Here is a 15,577-nt window from a genome sequence, read left to right on the forward strand (position 1 = left end):
AGATCGTCCGCCCGCCACTCCGTTAGCCTGAGGGCACGATGAACCGGCTGATCACGTCATGGGGCGCGTACGACCTCACACGATTCCCCGAGGACCCCCGCGACCCGCTGCGCGCCTGGTCCGCCGCCGACGCCTACCTCCTGCGGCACCTCGCGGGCGAGACGGACGGGAGCGGCGCGGCGGGCGAGAAGGGCGGGAGCGGCACAGCGGGCCCGACGGACGAGGAGGCGGCGAAGCCCGTCGACCTCTCCGGCTCCGTGGTCGTCGTCGGTGACCGCTGGGGCGCGCTGACCACCGCCCTCGCGGGGTACGGGCCGACGCTGATCACCGACTCGTTCCTCGCCGCGGAGGCGACGCGGGCCAACACGGCACGCGCCGGGTTCGCGCCGGACGCGGTGCGGATCTCGACGACCGGCGACACCCCGCCGAGCCGCGTCGACGTCCTCCTGGTCCGGGTGCCGAAGAGCCTCGCGCTCCTGGAGGACCAACTGCACCGGCTCGCCCCCGCCCTGCACGCGGGCACGGTCGTCGTCGGCACCGGGATGGTCACCGAGATCCACACCTCCACGCTCGACCTGTTCGAGCGGATCATCGGCCCCACGCGGACATCGCTGGCCCGGCAGAAGGCGCGGCTCATCTTCAGCACGCCGGATCCGGAGCGCGCCACCGGTGTCAGTCCCTGGCCGCGCAGCTATGTCCTCGACGCCGATTCCGGCGCGGGCGCGGGACTGACGGCCGTCAACCACGCGGGCGTGTTCTGCGCCGAGCACCTCGACATCGGCACCCGCTTCTTCCTGCGCCATCTGCCGACCGGCGCCGGCGCCGCGCACATCGTGGACCTGGGCTGCGGCAACGGCGTGCTGGGCACGGCCGCCGCCGTCGCCGACCCGCGGGCCACCGTCACCTTCATCGACGAGTCGTACCCCGCCGTCGCCTCGGCCGAGGCGACCTTCCGCGCGAACGCGCTCGATCCCGCGCGGGCGGAATTCGTCGCGGGCGACGCGCTGTCGGCCGTACCCGGCGGGTCGGTGGACCTCGTCCTGAACAACCCGCCCTTCCACAGCCACCAGGCGACCTCCGGCGCGACCGCCTGGCGGATGTTCGCCGGGGCACGCTCGGCGCTGCGGCCCGGCGGCGAGCTGTGGGTCGTCGGCAATCGCCACCTCGGGTACCACGTGAAGCTGCGCAAGCTCTTCGGCAACAGCCAAGTCGTCGCCAGCGATCCGAAGTTCGTGGTCCTGCGGGCGGTCAAGCGCGAGCGCTGACGCCGGGCCACCGGCCGCGGACCGCGCCCGTCAGGCGTCGAAGGCCGTCGCCCGCGCCACCTTCTCCCACGCGCCGATCTCCGCGCGTACCGAGTCGAGGTGACCGATGACCGCGTCCACGGAGTCCTCGCCGAGCGGCAGCCGCAGCGGGGTGTCGTCCGCGTCGAGCGCGGTGATGATCGCGGCGGCGGCCTTCGCCGGGTCGCCGGGCTGTTCCCCGTCGCCGCCCGCGACCATCGTGCGGGTGGCGCCCGCCGTCTTCGCGTAGTCCGGGATCTCGACGGGGCTGGCGCTGGTGTTGCCGAACAGGCCGGTGCGGAAGGCGCCGGGCTCCACGACCAGGACCTTGATGCCGAGCGGTCCCACCTCGGCGGCCAGCGCCTCCGACATGCCTTCGAGGGCGAACTTCGTGCCGCTGTACGCCGAGAAGCCCGCGAAGGACATCTGCCCGCCCATGCTGCTCATCTGCACGATCGCTCCCGAGCGCCGGGCCCGCATGTGCGGAAGGACGGCGCGGGTCAGCGCGGCCGGGCCGAAGACATGCACGTCGAACAGGGAGCGCAGCTCGGCGTCCGAGTCCTCCTCCAGGGCGCCGACGTGGCTGCGCCCCGCGTTGTTCACCAGGACGTCGATGCGACCGTGCCGGTCGGTGACGTCGCGCACGGCGGCCTCGATGCCCGCCGTGTCGGTCACGTCCAGGGTGCGGGCCTCGACCTGGTCGGGGTGGGCGGCCACCAGGTCGTCCAGGGACGAGGTGTCGCGTGCGGTGGCCACGACCACGCCGCCCGCGGCCACGGCCGCCTCGGTGATCGCCCGGCCGAAGCCGCTGTTCGCACCCGTCACGAGCCATACCTTCGTCATCCCGAACTCCCTTGCTGTGTACGCCGGTTCGTCCGCCGGCTCGTTCGTTCCCGGCTCTGCTGACCAGCCTGCGGGAGCAGCGGGTGGCCCGTCCAAGACCTGACGTGATAGCTGATGGTTATGGACCTTCAGGACCTTCACGGCAGGGACGTACACAGCAGGGATCTGCGCTACTTCGTCGCGGTGGCGCAGGAGTTGCACTTCACGCGGGCCGCCGAGCGGCTCTTCGTCTCCCAGCCCGCGCTGAGCAAGCAGATACGGGCACTGGAGCGGCAGTTGGGGGCGGACCTCTTCGTGCGGGACCAGCGGGGTGTGCGGCTCACCTCCGTCGGCGCGGCTCTGCTGCCGCACGCCCGGCGGGTCCTGGAAGGCTGGCACTCGGGCGTGGAGGCGGTGGAGCGCGCCAAGACCGAGGAGCGGGCCACGCTCCGGGTGGGCATGAGCACGCGGCCGGCCCGCGGCGGGCTCCTGCCCGCGGTGCGCTCGCGCTTCGGCGAGGCCCGTCCGGCGGCCGTGATCCGGCTGCGGCAGGTGGGCTGGGACGATCCGAGCGCCGGACTCGCCGACGGCACGGCGGACGTGGCCTTCATCTGGCTGCCGCTGCCCGGCATGGAGCGCTACGAGTGGGTGGTGGTCGCCGAGGAGCCGCGCCGTGTCGCCCTGCCCGAGACGCATCGCCTCGCGGCCCTGGACGAGGTCGACTTCGCCGACCTCGCCGACGAACCCTTCCTCGCACTGCCGAAGAGCGCGGGCGCGCTGCGGGACTACTGGCTCGCCCTCGACGCCCGCGCGGGCCGCCCGCCGCGCATCGGCGCGGAGATCGCCAGTACCGACGAGACGTACGAGGCGCTGGTGGACGGGCGTGGGGTCTGTCTGGTGGCCGCGGGCAACGCGCCCCTGATCACGCTCGGCGGTGTCGTCACGCGCCCCGTCCGCGGCATCACGCCGAGCCGGTTCGCGCTGGCCTGGCGCGCGGGCGAGGGCCGGCGTCCGCTGGTGAGCGCGTACATCGAGGCGTGCGGTGAGGCGCTCGGGCGGGTGCGGTAGGCCCAGCCGCGGGCCCGCGCGGGCGTTTCCGTCGCAACCGTTGACCCTCGCCCCAACACCCCCTTACCGTTTCGGCGTTCGGAGTATCAGATGGCGTTCGAAATCACGAACGTCGGCGTGAGGGGACGCTCGCACCATGGAGCGCACAGTGCTCGCAAAGACCGCGTGGCGGCTGCTGCCGTTTCTCGGCCTGCTGTATGTGATCGCCTACCTCGACCGCTCGAACGTCGGCTTCGCGAAACTCGAGCTCCAGGCCGAACCGGGCGTCAGCGCCACGGCGTTCACCCTCGGCGGCGGGTTCGGCCCGCTCGGCATCGCGGCCGTCGTCGACTCCACGGGCAGCGCGCTGACCGGGCTGCTCTTCCTGCTCGCGGTCGCCGTGCTCGGCCTGCTCGCCGTCCCCCTGCTGCGGCGTGCCCCGGGCGCGCCGGCCGCACCCCCGACCGTTGTGCCGCCCGGGGCGCAGTCCGCCGCGGGCAAGTCCGCCTCGTCCGCCTGACAAGACCACCAGGGAGCCACATGAACCACCGCGAAGTACCCACCCGCAGAAGCGTGTTGAGAGGGACCCTGGCCGTCGGCGCCCTCGCGGCCGCACCGGTCCTCGCCGAGGCGCCGGCCCACGCGGCGCCCCGGGCGGCCGCCTACCGCAATCCGCTCGTCGAGCAGCGTGCCGACCCGCACATCACCCGCCACACCGACGGCCGCTACTACTTCACCGCGACCTCTCCCGGGTACGACCGCATCATCCTGCGCCGCTCCCGCACCCTGCGGGGCCTGACCCGGGCGGACGAGTCCGTCATCTGGCGGCGCCACGCGAGCGGCGACATGGGGGCGCACATCTGGGCGCCGGAACTGCACCACATCAACGGCAAGTGGTACATCTACTTCGCCGCGGCCCCCGCCGACGACGTGTGGAAGATCCGCATCTGGGTCCTGGAGAACGACAACGCCGATCCCCTCAAGGGCAGTTGGACCGAGAAAGGACAGCTCACCACGGCCTGGGACACCTTCTCCCTCGACGCCACCACCTTCACTTACCGCGGCAGCCGCTACCTTTCCTGGGCGCAGTACGAGCCCGGCATGGACAACAACACCGGCGTCTTCCTCTCCCGGATGGCGAACCCCTGGACCCTGACGGGGCCTCAGATACGCCTGACCACACCTGAGTACGACTGGGAGTGCGTCGGCTTCAAGGTGAACGAAGGGCCCTCCGTCATCCAGCGCGGCGGCCGCGTCTTCCTCACGTACTCGGCGTCCGCGACCGACTCCAACTACTGCATGGGGCTGCTCACCGCCGACGCCCGCAGCGACCTCATGAACCCCGCCTCCTGGTCCAAGTCGCCGACCCCCGTCTTCACCAGCAACGACACGACCAAGCAGTACGGGCCGGGCCACAACTGCTTCACCGTCGCCGAGGACGGCCGCACCGACGTCCTCGTCTACCACGCCCGCCAGTACAAGGACATCGTCGGCGACCCCCTCGACGACCCCAACCGCCACACCCGTATCCAGAAGTTCGGCTGGAAGGCGGACGGCACCCCGGACTTCGGCGTGCCGGTCGCCGACGCCCCGGTGTCCTGAACGCGCCGGCCGCGGGTCAGCCGAGGAAGGGACGGAGGAAAGAGCGCACGAAGGCGTTGCGGAACTTGCCCCGCGGGTCGAGGCGCCCGGCGAGCGCCGCGAAATCGGCCGCGTGCGGATAGCGGGCGCCGAGCTCAGAGGGGCCGGCGCCGAACACCTTGCCCCAGTGCGGCCGGGGTGTGAACGGCGCGAGGCGCTCCTCCAGGAGCGTGACCACCGGGAGCACGGCCTTCGCGTCCGGCACCCACGTGAAGTGCAACGCCACGGTGTCCCGGCCGTGAGCGGGGCTCAGCCACTGGGTGTCGGCGGCGACGGTGCGCACCTCGCAGACCTGGAGCACCGGCGCCACCTCGGCCCTGAGCGCGTCCAGGGCGTACAGCGCGGCGAGCGCGTGCTCGCGCGGCAGCAGATACTCCGACTGGAGCTCGGCGCCGCTGCTCGGAGTGAACTCGGCCCGGAAGTGCGGGAGCCGCTCGTGCCACGACCCCGGCACGCCCAGCTGCTCGGTGCAGTGGACGGCGGGCATGCCCGGCACCGGATGCCGGGGCTCGCTCACGGGCGCCGCCCAGGGGAAACCGACGGCGGCGTCCCCGCGGTGCTTGAGCCACACCTGGTTGAAGCGCGGGCCGCGCCAGTCCGTGAACAGGCTCACGCTGTACGCCGCCGCCGACACCGACTCGAAGTCCAGCCCGGCCAGGGCGAGTTCGCCGAACACGTGCTGGCTCACGGTGTAGAGGGGCTCCAGGTCGAGGGTGAGGGCGAGGACGACGCCGAGCGCGCCGAGCGAGACCACGGCGCCTTCGAAACCGTCGTCGCCACGGCTCAGCACGCACGTCTGCCCGTCGGCCGTCATCAGCTCCACCGAGCGCACGACCTCAGCGAGGGACCGGTTCTCGTTGCCCGAGCCGTGCGTGCCGGTGGCGACCGAACCGGCCACCGAAATGTGCGGCAGCGAGGCCATGTTGGGCAGGGCGAGCCCGTACGAGGCGACATGACGGGCGAGTTCGGCGTACCGCACGCCACCCGACACCCGTACGGTGCGCGCCTTCGAGTCCACGTCGACGGACGGCTCGAAGGCGGCGAGGGACACCAGCGCGGTGGCCCCTCCTTCGACCGCGTCGCCGTCCACGTCGGCGATCCGGTTGAAGGAGTGGCCGCTGCCGAGCACCCGCACCTGGCGGCTGCGGGCGACGAGGGAGCGCAGGGCGGCATGCGACGCGGGCCGGTGCAGCTCGGAGGCGGAGAAGGTGATGTTCCCCGCCCAGTTGGTCACGGCACCGTCACGTCCGGTGGCCAGGGCGTCAGTCATGTTCGGGTCCCTCCCTCAGGGCAGCGGGGACGGAGCCCCCGCTGCCTCGTCCTCGTACGTCAGGCCGATCCGCGGATCACGAGCTCCGTCGGCAGGATCACCGCGGCCGGGTCCTCGCCGCCTATCTGGGCGAGAAGGACCCGCACCATCTCGGCGCTGATGCGGTCCCAGGGCTGGCGGACCGTCGTCAGCTCCGGGCGGGCGCTCAGAGCGGCGGGCGAGTCGTCGAAACCGCCGACCGCGATGTCCTGCGGCACGCGGCGGCCCGCGCGGTGCAGGGCGGTCAGGACGCCCTGCGCCATGAGGTCCGACGCGACGAACACGGCGTCCAGGTCGGGCGCTTGGGCAAGCAGCCGGGTCGCGGCGGCCTCACCGCCCGCCCGGCTGTAGTCGCCGGACGCGATGAGCCGCTCGTCGACCTCGATGCCCTCACCGGCCAGGACCTCCCGGTAACCCGCGAGCCGCTCCACACCGCCGGGTGTGTCCAGCGGCCCGGTCACCGTGCCGACACGGCGCCGCCCGAGGGAGAGGAGATGGCGCACCATGTCGCGGGCGCCGTCCCGGTCGTCGGCGGCGACATAGCTCATCTTGGAGGCCCGGCCGATCGGCTTCCCGCACGCCACCAGGGGCACCCCGGCATCGCGCAGCTCGTCGGCGACGGGATCGCCGGAGTGGCTGGAGACCAGGAGCACGCCGTCGACGTGCCCCGCGGTGATGTAGCGCATGATGCGGCGCCGCTCGTCCGGAGTGCCGGCCAGCATCAGGAGCAGCGGGATGTCGTGTGCGGCGAGCGCCTGTGTGCAGCCGCGCAGCAGGACGTTGAAGTTCGGGTCCTCGAAGAAGCGCTCCTGCGGTTCGGTGAGCAGGAAACCGACCGAGTCGGAGCGGCCGGTGATCAGCGAGCGGGCGTGCCGGTTGACGACGTAGCCGGTCTTGCGGATGGCCGCGTTGACGGCTTCCTCGGCGGCGGGGCTGACATAGTGCCCGCCGTTCAGAACGCGGGACACCGTGCCGCGCGAGACTCCGGCCTCCCGGGCCACGTCGTGGATCGTCGGCGGCCTGCGCCTGCCCCCCGTTGCGTTCATGGTCACGACTTTACGGCTCCGGACAGCAGGTCGAGGCTCCAGAAGCGCTGGATGACCAGGAAGAGGGCGATGAGCGGTACGACGGCGAGCAACGCGCCGGTGATCACGAGGGTGTAGAGCGCGGGGGTGTTGGAGCCCTGTTCCAGGAGCGTGAACAGGCCCAGCGTGATGGGGAACTTCTCGTCGTCGCTGAGCATGATGTAGGGGAGCAGGAAGTTGTTCCACACCGCCACGAACTGGAAGAGGAACACCGTCACCAGGCCGGGCACCATCATCGGCAGCGCGATCCGCGTGAAGATCCGCCACTCGCTCGCACCGTCCATCCGCCCCGCCTCCACGACGTCGCCGGGCACGGCGGCGGAGGCGTAGACGCGGGCGAGGTACACGCCGTAGGGGGAGAGGATGAGCGGCAGCAGGACCGAGGCGTACGAATCGGTGAGGTCGGCCTTGGCGAGCAGGAGGTACTGCGGCACGGCAAGGATCACCGGCGGCATCAGGACGCCCGCCATCAGGATGTTGAAGACGGTCTCGCGGCCGCGGAAGCGGTAGACCGCCAGGGCGTAGCCGCTGACGGCGGAGACGGCCGTGGACAGGAGCGCGCCGAGCCCCGCGTAGAGGGCGGAGTTGCCCATCCACCGCCAGTAGATGCCGTCGCGGTAGGCGGACAGGTCCGTGAGGTTGTCGGCGAAGCCGCTGCCGGGCCAGAACGTGAAGGTGGAGAACAGCTCGCGGCCCGACTTGGTGGAGGCGATCACCACCCAGAGCACGGGCAGCAGGCAGTACAGGGCGCCGAGCACGAGCACGGCGGTCGGCAGGACGGCGATCCGTCGTGGCGGCGGGCCCTGTGCGGTACCGGGTGTGGTGCCCGCGGCGGGCGCGGCCTTGCGGACGGCGAGCGAACTAGGCGAACTCGGCGAAGTCAACGGGTTGCCTCCTTCTTTGTGCGGGAGTTCGCGGCGCGCAGGAAGCCGAAGGACAGGAGGAGCGTGACGACCGCGATGATCACGGCGGTGGCCGCCGCCGAGTTGATGTCACCCTTGCCGAAGGCGTCCTGGTACACCTTCATCAGCGGACTCCAGGTGGTGGAGACGGAGTTGGTGAGCGGCTTGAGGGTGGTGGGCTCGCTGAACACCTGGAGCGTGGCGATGATCGAGAAGAAGAAGGTGAGCACCAGCGAGGGCGCCACCATCGGGATCTTGATCCGCAGAGCGATCTGCAGCTGCGAGCAGCCGTCCAGCTTCGCCGCCTCGTGGACCTCGGCGGGGATGGACCGCAGCGAGGTGTAGATGACGATCATGTTGAAGCCGGTGCCGCCCCAGACGGCGATGTTGGAGAGCGCGAGATAGAGCGGGCCGCCGTCCAGCAGGTCGGGCTGCGGCAGGCCCAGCTTGTCGAGGACGTAGAAGAAGGGGCTGACGTCCTGGAGGTAGAGGAACCCCCACAGGAGCGCGGCGATGACCCCGGGCACGGCGTACGGCAGGAAGATCGCCAGGCGCGTGAAGGGGGTGAGGCGCACCCGCTCGGTGTCCAGGAGCAGCGCGAAGAGCAGGGCGAGGCCGAGCATCACCGGGATGACGATGGCGCCGTAGCCAAGGACGCGCAGCGCGCCGTGCAGGAGCTCGGAGTCGGTGAGCGCGTCGGTGTAGTTGCCGATGCCGGCCCACACCTCGTGGCGGGCGTTCTTGCCCAGGCCCAGGCCATCGACCTCGACCTTGTGCAGGCTGAGCCAGAGCGCGTAGCCGATGGGCAGCGCGAAGAACAGCGCGAAGAGCAGGGCGGCGGGGAACAGGAACGCGTACGGGGCGCTCCTCGTCCCGTGGGAGGTGCGGCGGCGCGGGCGTGCGGAGGTCACGGCGCGACTCCGAAGCCCTGCTTCTTCAGGTCGGCGACGGTGGCGTCCTGCATGGTCGTGAGGGCGTCGCCGAAGTCGGACTTGTTCTTGGCGGCCGAGCCGAAGGCGTCCTTGAACGAGGTGTAGGCGACGTTCACGTTCGGGCCCCAGGCGCCGGGTGCGGCGGTCTTCGCGATCTCGGCGGCCCGCGGGTAGAAGTCCTTCTGTCCGGCGAAGAAGGCCGGGGGCTCGGCGAACGCGCCGCTGGTCTGGGCCGCGGTGGCGGCGGGGTAGATGCCGCCTTCCTTCGCGAGCGCGCCCAGGGCCTTCGGGTCGGTGTTCAGCCAGGCGGCGAACTTGGCGGCGGCGCCCTTGTGGTCGCTGTCGGTGGTGACGGCGGTCGACGAGCCGCCCCAGCTGCCGGTGGTGTTCTCGCCCTTCGACCACTGCGGCAGCGGCGCCATGGCCCACTTGCCCTTGGTGTCGGGGGCGGCCGTGGTGAGGGTGCCGGGCGCCCACACGGCGCTCACCCAGGCGATCTGCTTGCCGGTGTTCAGGGCCTTGTTCCAGGCGGGGGTGTACATCGGCTGGTTGTCGATGGCGCCCTCCTCGACCAGGCCGCCCCAGAAGTCGGCGACCTTGCGCGTGGCGGCGTCGTCGATGCCGACCTTCCACTTCTCGCCCTCGGTGGTCCACCATTTGGCGCCGGCCTGCTGGGCGAGGCCCGCGAAGAGCCCGGAGTCGTTCGCGGAGAACGTGGTGAGGTCCTTGTCCGGGGCCTTCTTCTTCAGCGCGCGTGCGGTCTTCGCGAACTCGTCCCAGGTGGCGGGGGCCTTGAGGCCGTACTTCTCGAAGAGGTCGGCGCGGTAGTAGAACATCATCGGCCCCGAGTCCTGCGGCACCGCGTACACCGCGTCCGAGCCGAGCGTCGTCTGCTGCCAGACGCCCGCCGGGAACTCACTCTCCGCCTTGCCCACTTCACCGGATATGTCGGCGAGCGCGTCGTTGCTGACGAGGGTCGGCAGAGCCTGGTACTCGGCCTGGACCAGGTCGGGTGCCTTCTTGGCCTTGTGGGCGGTGAGGATCTTGGTGACGAGGGTGTCGCCCGAGGCCTGCTTCTTGACCGTGACCTTGATCTGTTCCTTCTTGCCGGGGCCCTTGTTCCACAGGTCGACGACCTTGTCCATGCCGGGCGTCCAGGCCCAGTACGTCAGTGCTGCGGGGCCCGACTCGGCCTGGCTCTCGTCGTCCGACGAGCCGCAGGCGGTGAGGGTGGCCGCGCCGAGAGCGAGGGCGAGCGAAGTGGCGTGGAAGCGGCGGTGCTTCGTGAACGGCATGGATGGTCTCCCCTGACCGGGTGGCTGTGCCGACTGCGTCGAGTGGCCTGCCACGCATCTGTGAGCGTTCACAGTAGAGAAACATCCAGGACACTTGTCAATGGTTGTTGCTGTGCGGTTATGTTGAACTCGAAGCCGCGAACGTGTGTGTGCACGTTCCCATTTGATGTCCCTCATTGACGTGTCCAACTGATCGACGACTCGGGAGAGATCCATGCCGGAGAACACCCCCACGGGCCTGACCGGGCTCGCCTTCGGTGGGGACTACAACCCCGAGCAGTGGCCGGAATCCGTCTGGCGCGAGGACATGGCGCTGATGCGGGAAGCCGGCGTCACGATGGTGAGCGTCGGGATCTTCTCCTGGGTGCTGCTCGAACCGTCCCCCGGTGTTTACGATTTCGGCTGGCTCGACCGCGTCCTCGACCTCCTGCACGAGAACGGCATCCGCGCCGACCTCGGGACCCCGACGGTCGCGCCGCCCGCCTGGTTCTACCGCGCGCACCCCGATGCGCTGCCCGTCACCGCCGAGGGCGTGCGCCACGAGTTCGGCTCACGCGGCGCCATCTGCCACAGCAACGCCGCCTACCGCGAGGCGTCATCCCGCATCACCGAGCAGCTCGCCCGCCGGTACGCCGGGCACCCGGCGCTCGCGATGTGGCACGTCCACAACGAATTCGGGGTGCCGGTCTCCGCCTGCTACTGCACGTCGTGCGCCGTCCACTTCCGGGGCTGGCTCCAGACGACGTACGGCAGCGTGGAGGCGGTCAACGAGGCGTGGGGCACGGCCTTCTGGGGGCAGCGCTACGGCTCCTTCGACGAGATCGAGCCGCCGCGCGTCACGCCCACCGTCGGCAATCCGGCGCAGGCCCTGGACTACCGCAGGTTCGCCGACGCCACCCTGCGCGAGAACTTCGTGCGCGAACGCGACATCCTGCACCGCCTCGCCCCCGGCGCCCCCGTCACCACCAACTTCATGACCGCGCTCAGCCAGTGCGACTCCCTGGACTACTGGGCCTGGGGCCGCGAGGTCGACCTCGTCACCAACGACCACTACCTCATCACCGACGGCCGCCGTACCCACGTCAACCTCGCCATGGCCGCCGACCTCACCCGATCCGTCGCGGGCGGCGCACCCTGGCTGCTCCTGGAGCACTCCACGTCCGGCGTCAACTGGCAGCCCCGCAACCCCGCGAAGGCGCCGGGGCAGATGGCCCGCAACTCCCTGGCCCATGTCGCGCGCGGCTCCGAGGGCGCCATGTTCTTCCAGTGGCGGCAGTCGCGGCGCGGCGCGGAGAAGTTCCACTCGGCGATGCTGCCGCACGCCGGCACGGAATCCCGGGTCTGGCGCGAAGTCACCGAACTGGGCGCGAACGTAGTAAAGTTGAGCGCGCTGAAGGGAACCCGGACCGTCGCCGACGTGGCGGTGCTGTGGGACTGGCACTCCTGGTGGGCGCAGAACCTGCAGTGGCGGCCCAGCGAGGACCACGACGCACGCGAGCGCGCCGACACGTTCTACGAGGCGCTCTACGACCGCCACCTCACCGTCGACTTCGCCCACCCCGAGGCCGACCTCTCGGCCTACCCCCTGGTCGTCGTCCCCGCCCTGTACCTGGCGACGGAGGCCGCGGCGCGCAACGTCGAGGGCTACGTGGCACAGGGCGGCACCCTCCTCGTCTCCTACTTCTCCGGCATCGTCGACGAGCACGACGCCGTGCACCCCGGCCCATGCCCCGGCGCCCTGCGTGACGTGCTCGGCCTGACCGTCGAGGAGTTCTCACCGCTGCTCGACGGCGAATCGGTCCGCATCACGGGCCCCGACGGCGCCGAACTCACCGGCGACGTATGGACGGAGTTCGTCGTGCCGCGCGGCGCCGAGACCGTGTGGACGTACGCCGACGGACTCGCCGCCGGGCACCCCGCCGTCACCCGGCACCGGCTCGGCGAGGGCACCGCCTGGTACGTCTCCACGCGCCTGACCGCCCGCGACCTCGACACCCTGTTCGCCGCGGCCTGCGCCGACGCGGGTGTCGCCGAGCGGCCCGAGCTTCCGCGTGACGTAGAGGTGGTGACCCGGCGGGGCGAGAGCGGCACCTACGTCTTCGCCCTCAACCACCGCGGGTCCGACGCCAAGGTGCCGCTCGACGCCCACGGCACCGAACTCCTCACCGGCGAGCGCGCGGCGGGCCACCTGGCGGTGCCCGCGGGCGCGGTCCGGGTCGTACGTCTCGACCGCTGACCCGGCCCCCGAACGCCGGGCGGGTCCGTGGGGGACCCTGCCCGGTCCGGTGGCGTCGCGCTGATCGCTTCGGGCGCGGCGTCACCACCCACCCCCCCCACTCCACGTACCGCGAAGTCGAAGGGACATCGACGATGCACGGAAACGGAACACCAGGGTCGGACGCAGCTCGCGGCCCACGCGCCACCCGCAGAACCGTCCTGGCGGCCGCACTCGGCGCCGCCGCCCTCACGGTCCTGCCCGACCGGCCGGCGAGCGCCGCGGCCACCCTCGCCAACGGGGGCTTCGAGAGCGGCACCACCGGTTGGAGCACCTACGGCAGCACCACCGCCTCCTTCGCGGAGGCGGGAGGCCGCACCGGCGGCGGGCGCCTGTCGCACTGGTCGGCGTCGGCGTACAAGGTCGAGACGTACCAGTACCTCACCGGCCTCACCGACGGCACGTACACGCTCACCGCCTGGGTCCGTTCGAGCGGCGGGCAGAGATCCGCCTACCTGGCCCTCAAGAGCGGTTCCGCCGAACAGCGCACCGACCTGCCGCCCACCCCGAACGGGAAGTGGATACGCCTCGTCACCTCCGTCAGGGTGACCGGGGGAGCCTGCACCGTCCGCCTGTACTCCGACGCGAACGCGGGGAACTGGGCGAACTTCGACGACATCACCCTCACGCCGGGATCGACCGGGCTCCCGGTCAAGGGCGCCGACATCTCCTCGCTCGCCAAGAGCGAGGACTTGGGCGGCGTCTACCGCACCGGATCGGGCGCCGAGGCCGACGCGCTCGCCGTGCTCAAGGCCGCCGGCATGAACTACGCCCGCCTGCGTGTGTGGGTCGACCCGGCCGACGGCTACTGCGACAAGGCGCACGTCCTGGCCGTGGCCAAGCGCGTCAAGGCGCGCGGGATGAAGCTCCTCGTCGACTTCCACTACTCCGACACCTGGACCGACCCGGGCGCCCAGACCATCCCGTCGGCCTGGGCGGGACACACCTACGACCGGCTGAAGACCGACGTGTACGACCACACGTACGACGTCCTGAACGCCCTCAAGGCGCAGGGCACCACGGCCGACATGGTCCAGATCGGCAACGAGCTGAACGGCGGCATGCTGTGGCCGACCGGGTCGACCTCCGACTGGTCGCGGCTCGCGGGTCTCCTGACCGCGGGGGCCGCGGCCGCGAAGGCCGTCTCGACGGACACGCTGGTCGCCCTGCACCTGGCCAACGGCGGGGACAACGCGCTGTACCGCACCTGGTTCGACAACGCGGTCTCCCGCAAGGTGCCCTTCGACGTCATCGGCCTGTCCTTCTACGGCTACTGGCACGGCGCCCTCAGCGACCTCCAGGCCAACATGGACGATCTCGCGGCGCGCTACGCGAAGCCGCTCTTCGTCGCCGAGACGGCCTACCCCTTCCGCCTCGGCAGCGACGACGGCTGGGAGGACGTCATCGACAAGCCGGAGGAACTCGTCGGCGGATACCCCGCGACCGAGGCAGGGCAGGCGGCCTGGTTCAGGGACATCCAGAGCGTCGTCGAGGCGGTCCCGTCCCGCCGGGGCCTGGGCGTCTTCTGGTGGGACGCCACCTGGACGGCCGTCGAGGGCAACGGCTGGGACCCGACGGACCCCTCGACGGGCAACGCCTGGGAGAACCAGGCGCTGTTCGACTACGACGGGGCGCCGACCGAGGCCGTGAACGGCTTCGCGCACCGGTGACGCCGGGGGCTCAGGCCCGCATCACAAGACGGTCCACCGCCGGGTTCCCCGTGCCGTAGGGGACCGGCAGAAGTCCGCCGCCCCCTGTCGCGTACAGCGTCTGTTCGAGCCCGCCGACCAGGTGCTGTACGTCGACGGGCGGGCGGACGACCAGGCGCAGGAAGCGGCTGGAGCTGCCGATCTTGTTGCCGCACTCGCGCACCAGGATGCCGTGCTCGGCGAGGAGCCGGTCGCGCAGGGCGGCTCCGTCGACACCGTCGGGCAGCCGCACGTACACGAAGTTGCCCTGCGAGGGATAGCTCGTGAGCCCGGGCAGGCGGCCGAGGTGCCAGATCATCTCCTGGCGGTCGCGGCGGACCTGACGCAGGCTCAGGTCGTAGGCGTGGCGGTGCTGTCTCAGCATGAACACCACGGTCTCCGCGAAGGAGTTGAGGTTCCACTTCGGCAGTGCGGCGCGCACTCTGCCGGACAGGCCCGGATTGGCCACGAGATAGCCGAAGCGCACGCCGTGCAGCCCGAAGTTCTTGCCGAGGCTGCGCAGGACGATGACGTTGGGCCGCAGGACCGCCTCGTCGGCGACGCTCGACTCCGGGCCCGCGTCGGCGAACTCCAGGAACGACTCGTCCACGACGACCAGGTCGAGGTCTTGCAGGGCGTCGAGCAGCGCGAGCACGGAGCGGCGCGGGAGCATGCCGCCGTCGGGGTTGTTGGGGTTGCAGACGACGGCCGTACGAGAGCCGCGGGAGCGCACGAAGTCGACGAAGGCATGCGGATCGAGCACGAATCCGTCGGACTCCGGAAGCAGGAACATGTCCACGCGCTTGCCGGTCTCCATCGACTGATCGGTCCACCGCCCGAAGGTCGGCACCGGCACGGCGAGCGCGTCGCGCACCAGCAAGTGGTCGATCCAGGTGATGAGTTCGGTCGATCCGTTGCCCATCACGACGGTCTGCGGATTGAGCCCGAGCACGGCACTGAGCTCGGCCGCGATGGTGTCCGCGCCGCTCGGGTAGTACGTGAGGATGTCCCGCAGCCGCCCGCCGAGCTCCTCGTACATCTCGGGAGTGGGGAAGTAGGGGTTGCACGGGATGCAGAAGTCGACGAGCGGCTGTCCGCCGTCCGGGGCCGCCCTGTTCAGCGCGGAGTACGAAGGGGTGTGCGCGGTGGACGCGCGGAAGAGAGCGGTGACGTTGCCCGCGTCTGCCATGGGAGGCCTCCGGAGGGGGGAGGTGGTGTCTGCCGTACATACGTACGCGGGAGCGCACATGCTCAACCAGAGGGGCGCGAGGGGAGTGTGAGTCAGTCACCCGCCGATC

At 71.2% G+C, this 15,577-nt stretch carries 13 protein-coding genes; 6 read left to right on the plus strand and 7 right to left on the minus strand.

Translation table 11 applies throughout. The annotated features are described in order from the left end of the window. Positions 1 to 38: 38 nt before the first annotated feature. Positions 39 to 1,265 carry a methyltransferase gene (locus tag IE226_RS14145; RefSeq protein ID WP_190081542.1) on the plus strand — a complete coding sequence of 409 codons (1,227 nt, stop codon included), beginning with the start codon at positions 39 to 41 and terminating at the stop codon, positions 1,263 to 1,265. Positions 1,266 to 1,295: 30 nt separating this feature from the next. On the opposite strand, the gene IE226_RS14150 is transcribed toward IE226_RS14145, so the two are convergent. Next, positions 1,296 to 2,126 (minus strand): oxidoreductase, encoded by an 831-nt coding sequence (locus IE226_RS14150; RefSeq protein ID WP_190081543.1) that lies wholly within the window; start codon positions 2,124 to 2,126, stop codon positions 1,296 to 1,298. 120 nt (positions 2,127 to 2,246) lie between these two features. Between IE226_RS14150 and IE226_RS14155 the strand changes: the two genes are divergently transcribed. From IE226_RS14155 to IE226_RS14165, 3 genes are all read left to right on the plus strand, one after another. Further along, on the plus strand, positions 2,247 to 3,173 hold the full coding sequence (locus tag IE226_RS14155) for a LysR family transcriptional regulator (RefSeq protein ID WP_190081544.1): 927 nt from the start codon (positions 2,247 to 2,249) through the stop codon (positions 3,171 to 3,173). Positions 3,174 to 3,309: 136 nt separating this feature from the next. Beyond that, positions 3,310 to 3,672: a hypothetical protein gene (locus IE226_RS44080; RefSeq protein ID WP_229870911.1), complete on the plus strand. Its 363-nt coding sequence runs from the start codon at positions 3,310 to 3,312 to the stop codon at positions 3,670 to 3,672. 20 nt (positions 3,673 to 3,692) lie between these two features. Next, positions 3,693 to 4,754 carry a glycoside hydrolase family 43 protein gene (locus IE226_RS14165; RefSeq protein ID WP_190081545.1) on the plus strand — a complete coding sequence of 354 codons (1,062 nt, stop codon included), beginning with the start codon at positions 3,693 to 3,695 and terminating at the stop codon, positions 4,752 to 4,754. A gap of 16 nt (positions 4,755 to 4,770) precedes the next feature. Here IE226_RS14165 and IE226_RS14170 read toward each other — a convergent pair whose 3' ends face one another. From IE226_RS14170 to IE226_RS14190, 5 genes are read right to left on the minus strand one after another with little or no spacing between them, the layout of a single operon-like run. Then, the gene (locus IE226_RS14170; protein WP_190081546.1) at positions 4,771 to 6,063 is read right to left on the minus strand and encodes an FAD-binding protein; all 1,293 of its coding nucleotides are present in this window, start codon (positions 6,061 to 6,063) and stop codon (positions 4,771 to 4,773) included. 59 nt (positions 6,064 to 6,122) lie between these two features. Beyond that, positions 6,123 to 7,154 carry a LacI family DNA-binding transcriptional regulator gene (locus IE226_RS14175; RefSeq protein ID WP_190081547.1) on the minus strand — a complete coding sequence of 344 codons (1,032 nt, stop codon included), beginning with the start codon at positions 7,152 to 7,154 and terminating at the stop codon, positions 6,123 to 6,125. Beyond that, the gene (locus tag IE226_RS14180) at positions 7,151 to 8,071 is read right to left on the minus strand and encodes a carbohydrate ABC transporter permease (protein WP_190081548.1); all 921 of its coding nucleotides are present in this window, start codon (positions 8,069 to 8,071) and stop codon (positions 7,151 to 7,153) included. Before IE226_RS14180 ends, IE226_RS14175 begins: the two co-directional genes overlap by 4 nt. Next, the gene (locus IE226_RS14185; RefSeq protein WP_190081549.1) at positions 8,068 to 9,000 is read right to left on the minus strand and encodes a carbohydrate ABC transporter permease; all 933 of its coding nucleotides are present in this window, start codon (positions 8,998 to 9,000) and stop codon (positions 8,068 to 8,070) included. Before IE226_RS14185 ends, IE226_RS14180 begins: the two co-directional genes overlap by 4 nt. Then, on the minus strand, positions 8,997 to 10,316 hold the full coding sequence (locus tag IE226_RS14190) for an extracellular solute-binding protein (RefSeq protein WP_190081550.1): 1,320 nt from the start codon (positions 10,314 to 10,316) through the stop codon (positions 8,997 to 8,999). Before IE226_RS14190 ends, IE226_RS14185 begins: the two co-directional genes overlap by 4 nt. Before the next feature lie 214 nt (positions 10,317 to 10,530). On the opposite strand from IE226_RS14190, the gene IE226_RS14195 reads away from it, so the two are divergent. Further along, a complete protein-coding gene (locus IE226_RS14195) occupies positions 10,531 to 12,552 on the plus strand; it encodes a beta-galactosidase (RefSeq protein WP_190081551.1) in 2,022 nt (673 codons plus the stop codon). A gap of 134 nt (positions 12,553 to 12,686) precedes the next feature. Next, the gene (locus IE226_RS14200; protein WP_190081552.1) at positions 12,687 to 14,261 is read left to right on the plus strand and encodes a glycosyl hydrolase 53 family protein; all 1,575 of its coding nucleotides are present in this window, start codon (positions 12,687 to 12,689) and stop codon (positions 14,259 to 14,261) included. Positions 14,262 to 14,271: 10 nt separating this feature from the next. Here the strand turns inward: IE226_RS14200 and IE226_RS14205 are convergent, their stop codons facing one another. Beyond that, positions 14,272 to 15,468 (minus strand): pyridoxal phosphate-dependent aminotransferase, encoded by a 1,197-nt coding sequence (locus IE226_RS14205; protein ID WP_190081553.1) that lies wholly within the window; start codon positions 15,466 to 15,468, stop codon positions 14,272 to 14,274. Positions 15,469 to 15,577 lie beyond the last annotated feature (109 nt).

The organism is Streptomyces longisporoflavus (assembly GCF_014649775.1).
GTDB classification, from domain to species: domain Bacteria; phylum Actinomycetota; class Actinomycetes; order Streptomycetales; family Streptomycetaceae; genus Streptomyces; species Streptomyces longisporoflavus.

Excerpts from the sequence above, each read along its gene's own strand:
- IE226_RS14145 (WP_190081542.1), top strand. The coding sequence starts at position 39 with ATGAACCGGCTGATCACGTCATGGGGCGCGTACGACCTCACACGATTC.
- IE226_RS14150 (WP_190081543.1), bottom strand. The coding sequence starts at position 2,126 with ATGACGAAGGTATGGCTCGTGACGGGTGCGAACAGCGGCTTCGGCCGG.
- IE226_RS14155 (WP_190081544.1), top strand. The coding sequence starts at position 2,247 with ATGGACCTTCAGGACCTTCACGGCAGGGACGTACACAGCAGGGATCTG.
- IE226_RS44080 (WP_229870911.1), top strand. The coding sequence starts at position 3,310 with ATGGAGCGCACAGTGCTCGCAAAGACCGCGTGGCGGCTGCTGCCGTTT.
- IE226_RS14165 (WP_190081545.1), top strand. The coding sequence starts at position 3,693 with ATGAACCACCGCGAAGTACCCACCCGCAGAAGCGTGTTGAGAGGGACC.
- IE226_RS14170 (WP_190081546.1), bottom strand. The coding sequence starts at position 6,063 with ATGACTGACGCCCTGGCCACCGGACGTGACGGTGCCGTGACCAACTGG.
- IE226_RS14190 (WP_190081550.1), bottom strand. The coding sequence starts at position 10,316 with ATGCCGTTCACGAAGCACCGCCGCTTCCACGCCACTTCGCTCGCCCTC.
- IE226_RS14195 (WP_190081551.1), top strand. The coding sequence starts at position 10,531 with ATGCCGGAGAACACCCCCACGGGCCTGACCGGGCTCGCCTTCGGTGGG.
- IE226_RS14200 (WP_190081552.1), top strand. The coding sequence starts at position 12,687 with ATGCACGGAAACGGAACACCAGGGTCGGACGCAGCTCGCGGCCCACGC.
- IE226_RS14205 (WP_190081553.1), bottom strand. The coding sequence starts at position 15,468 with ATGGCAGACGCGGGCAACGTCACCGCTCTCTTCCGCGCGTCCACCGCG.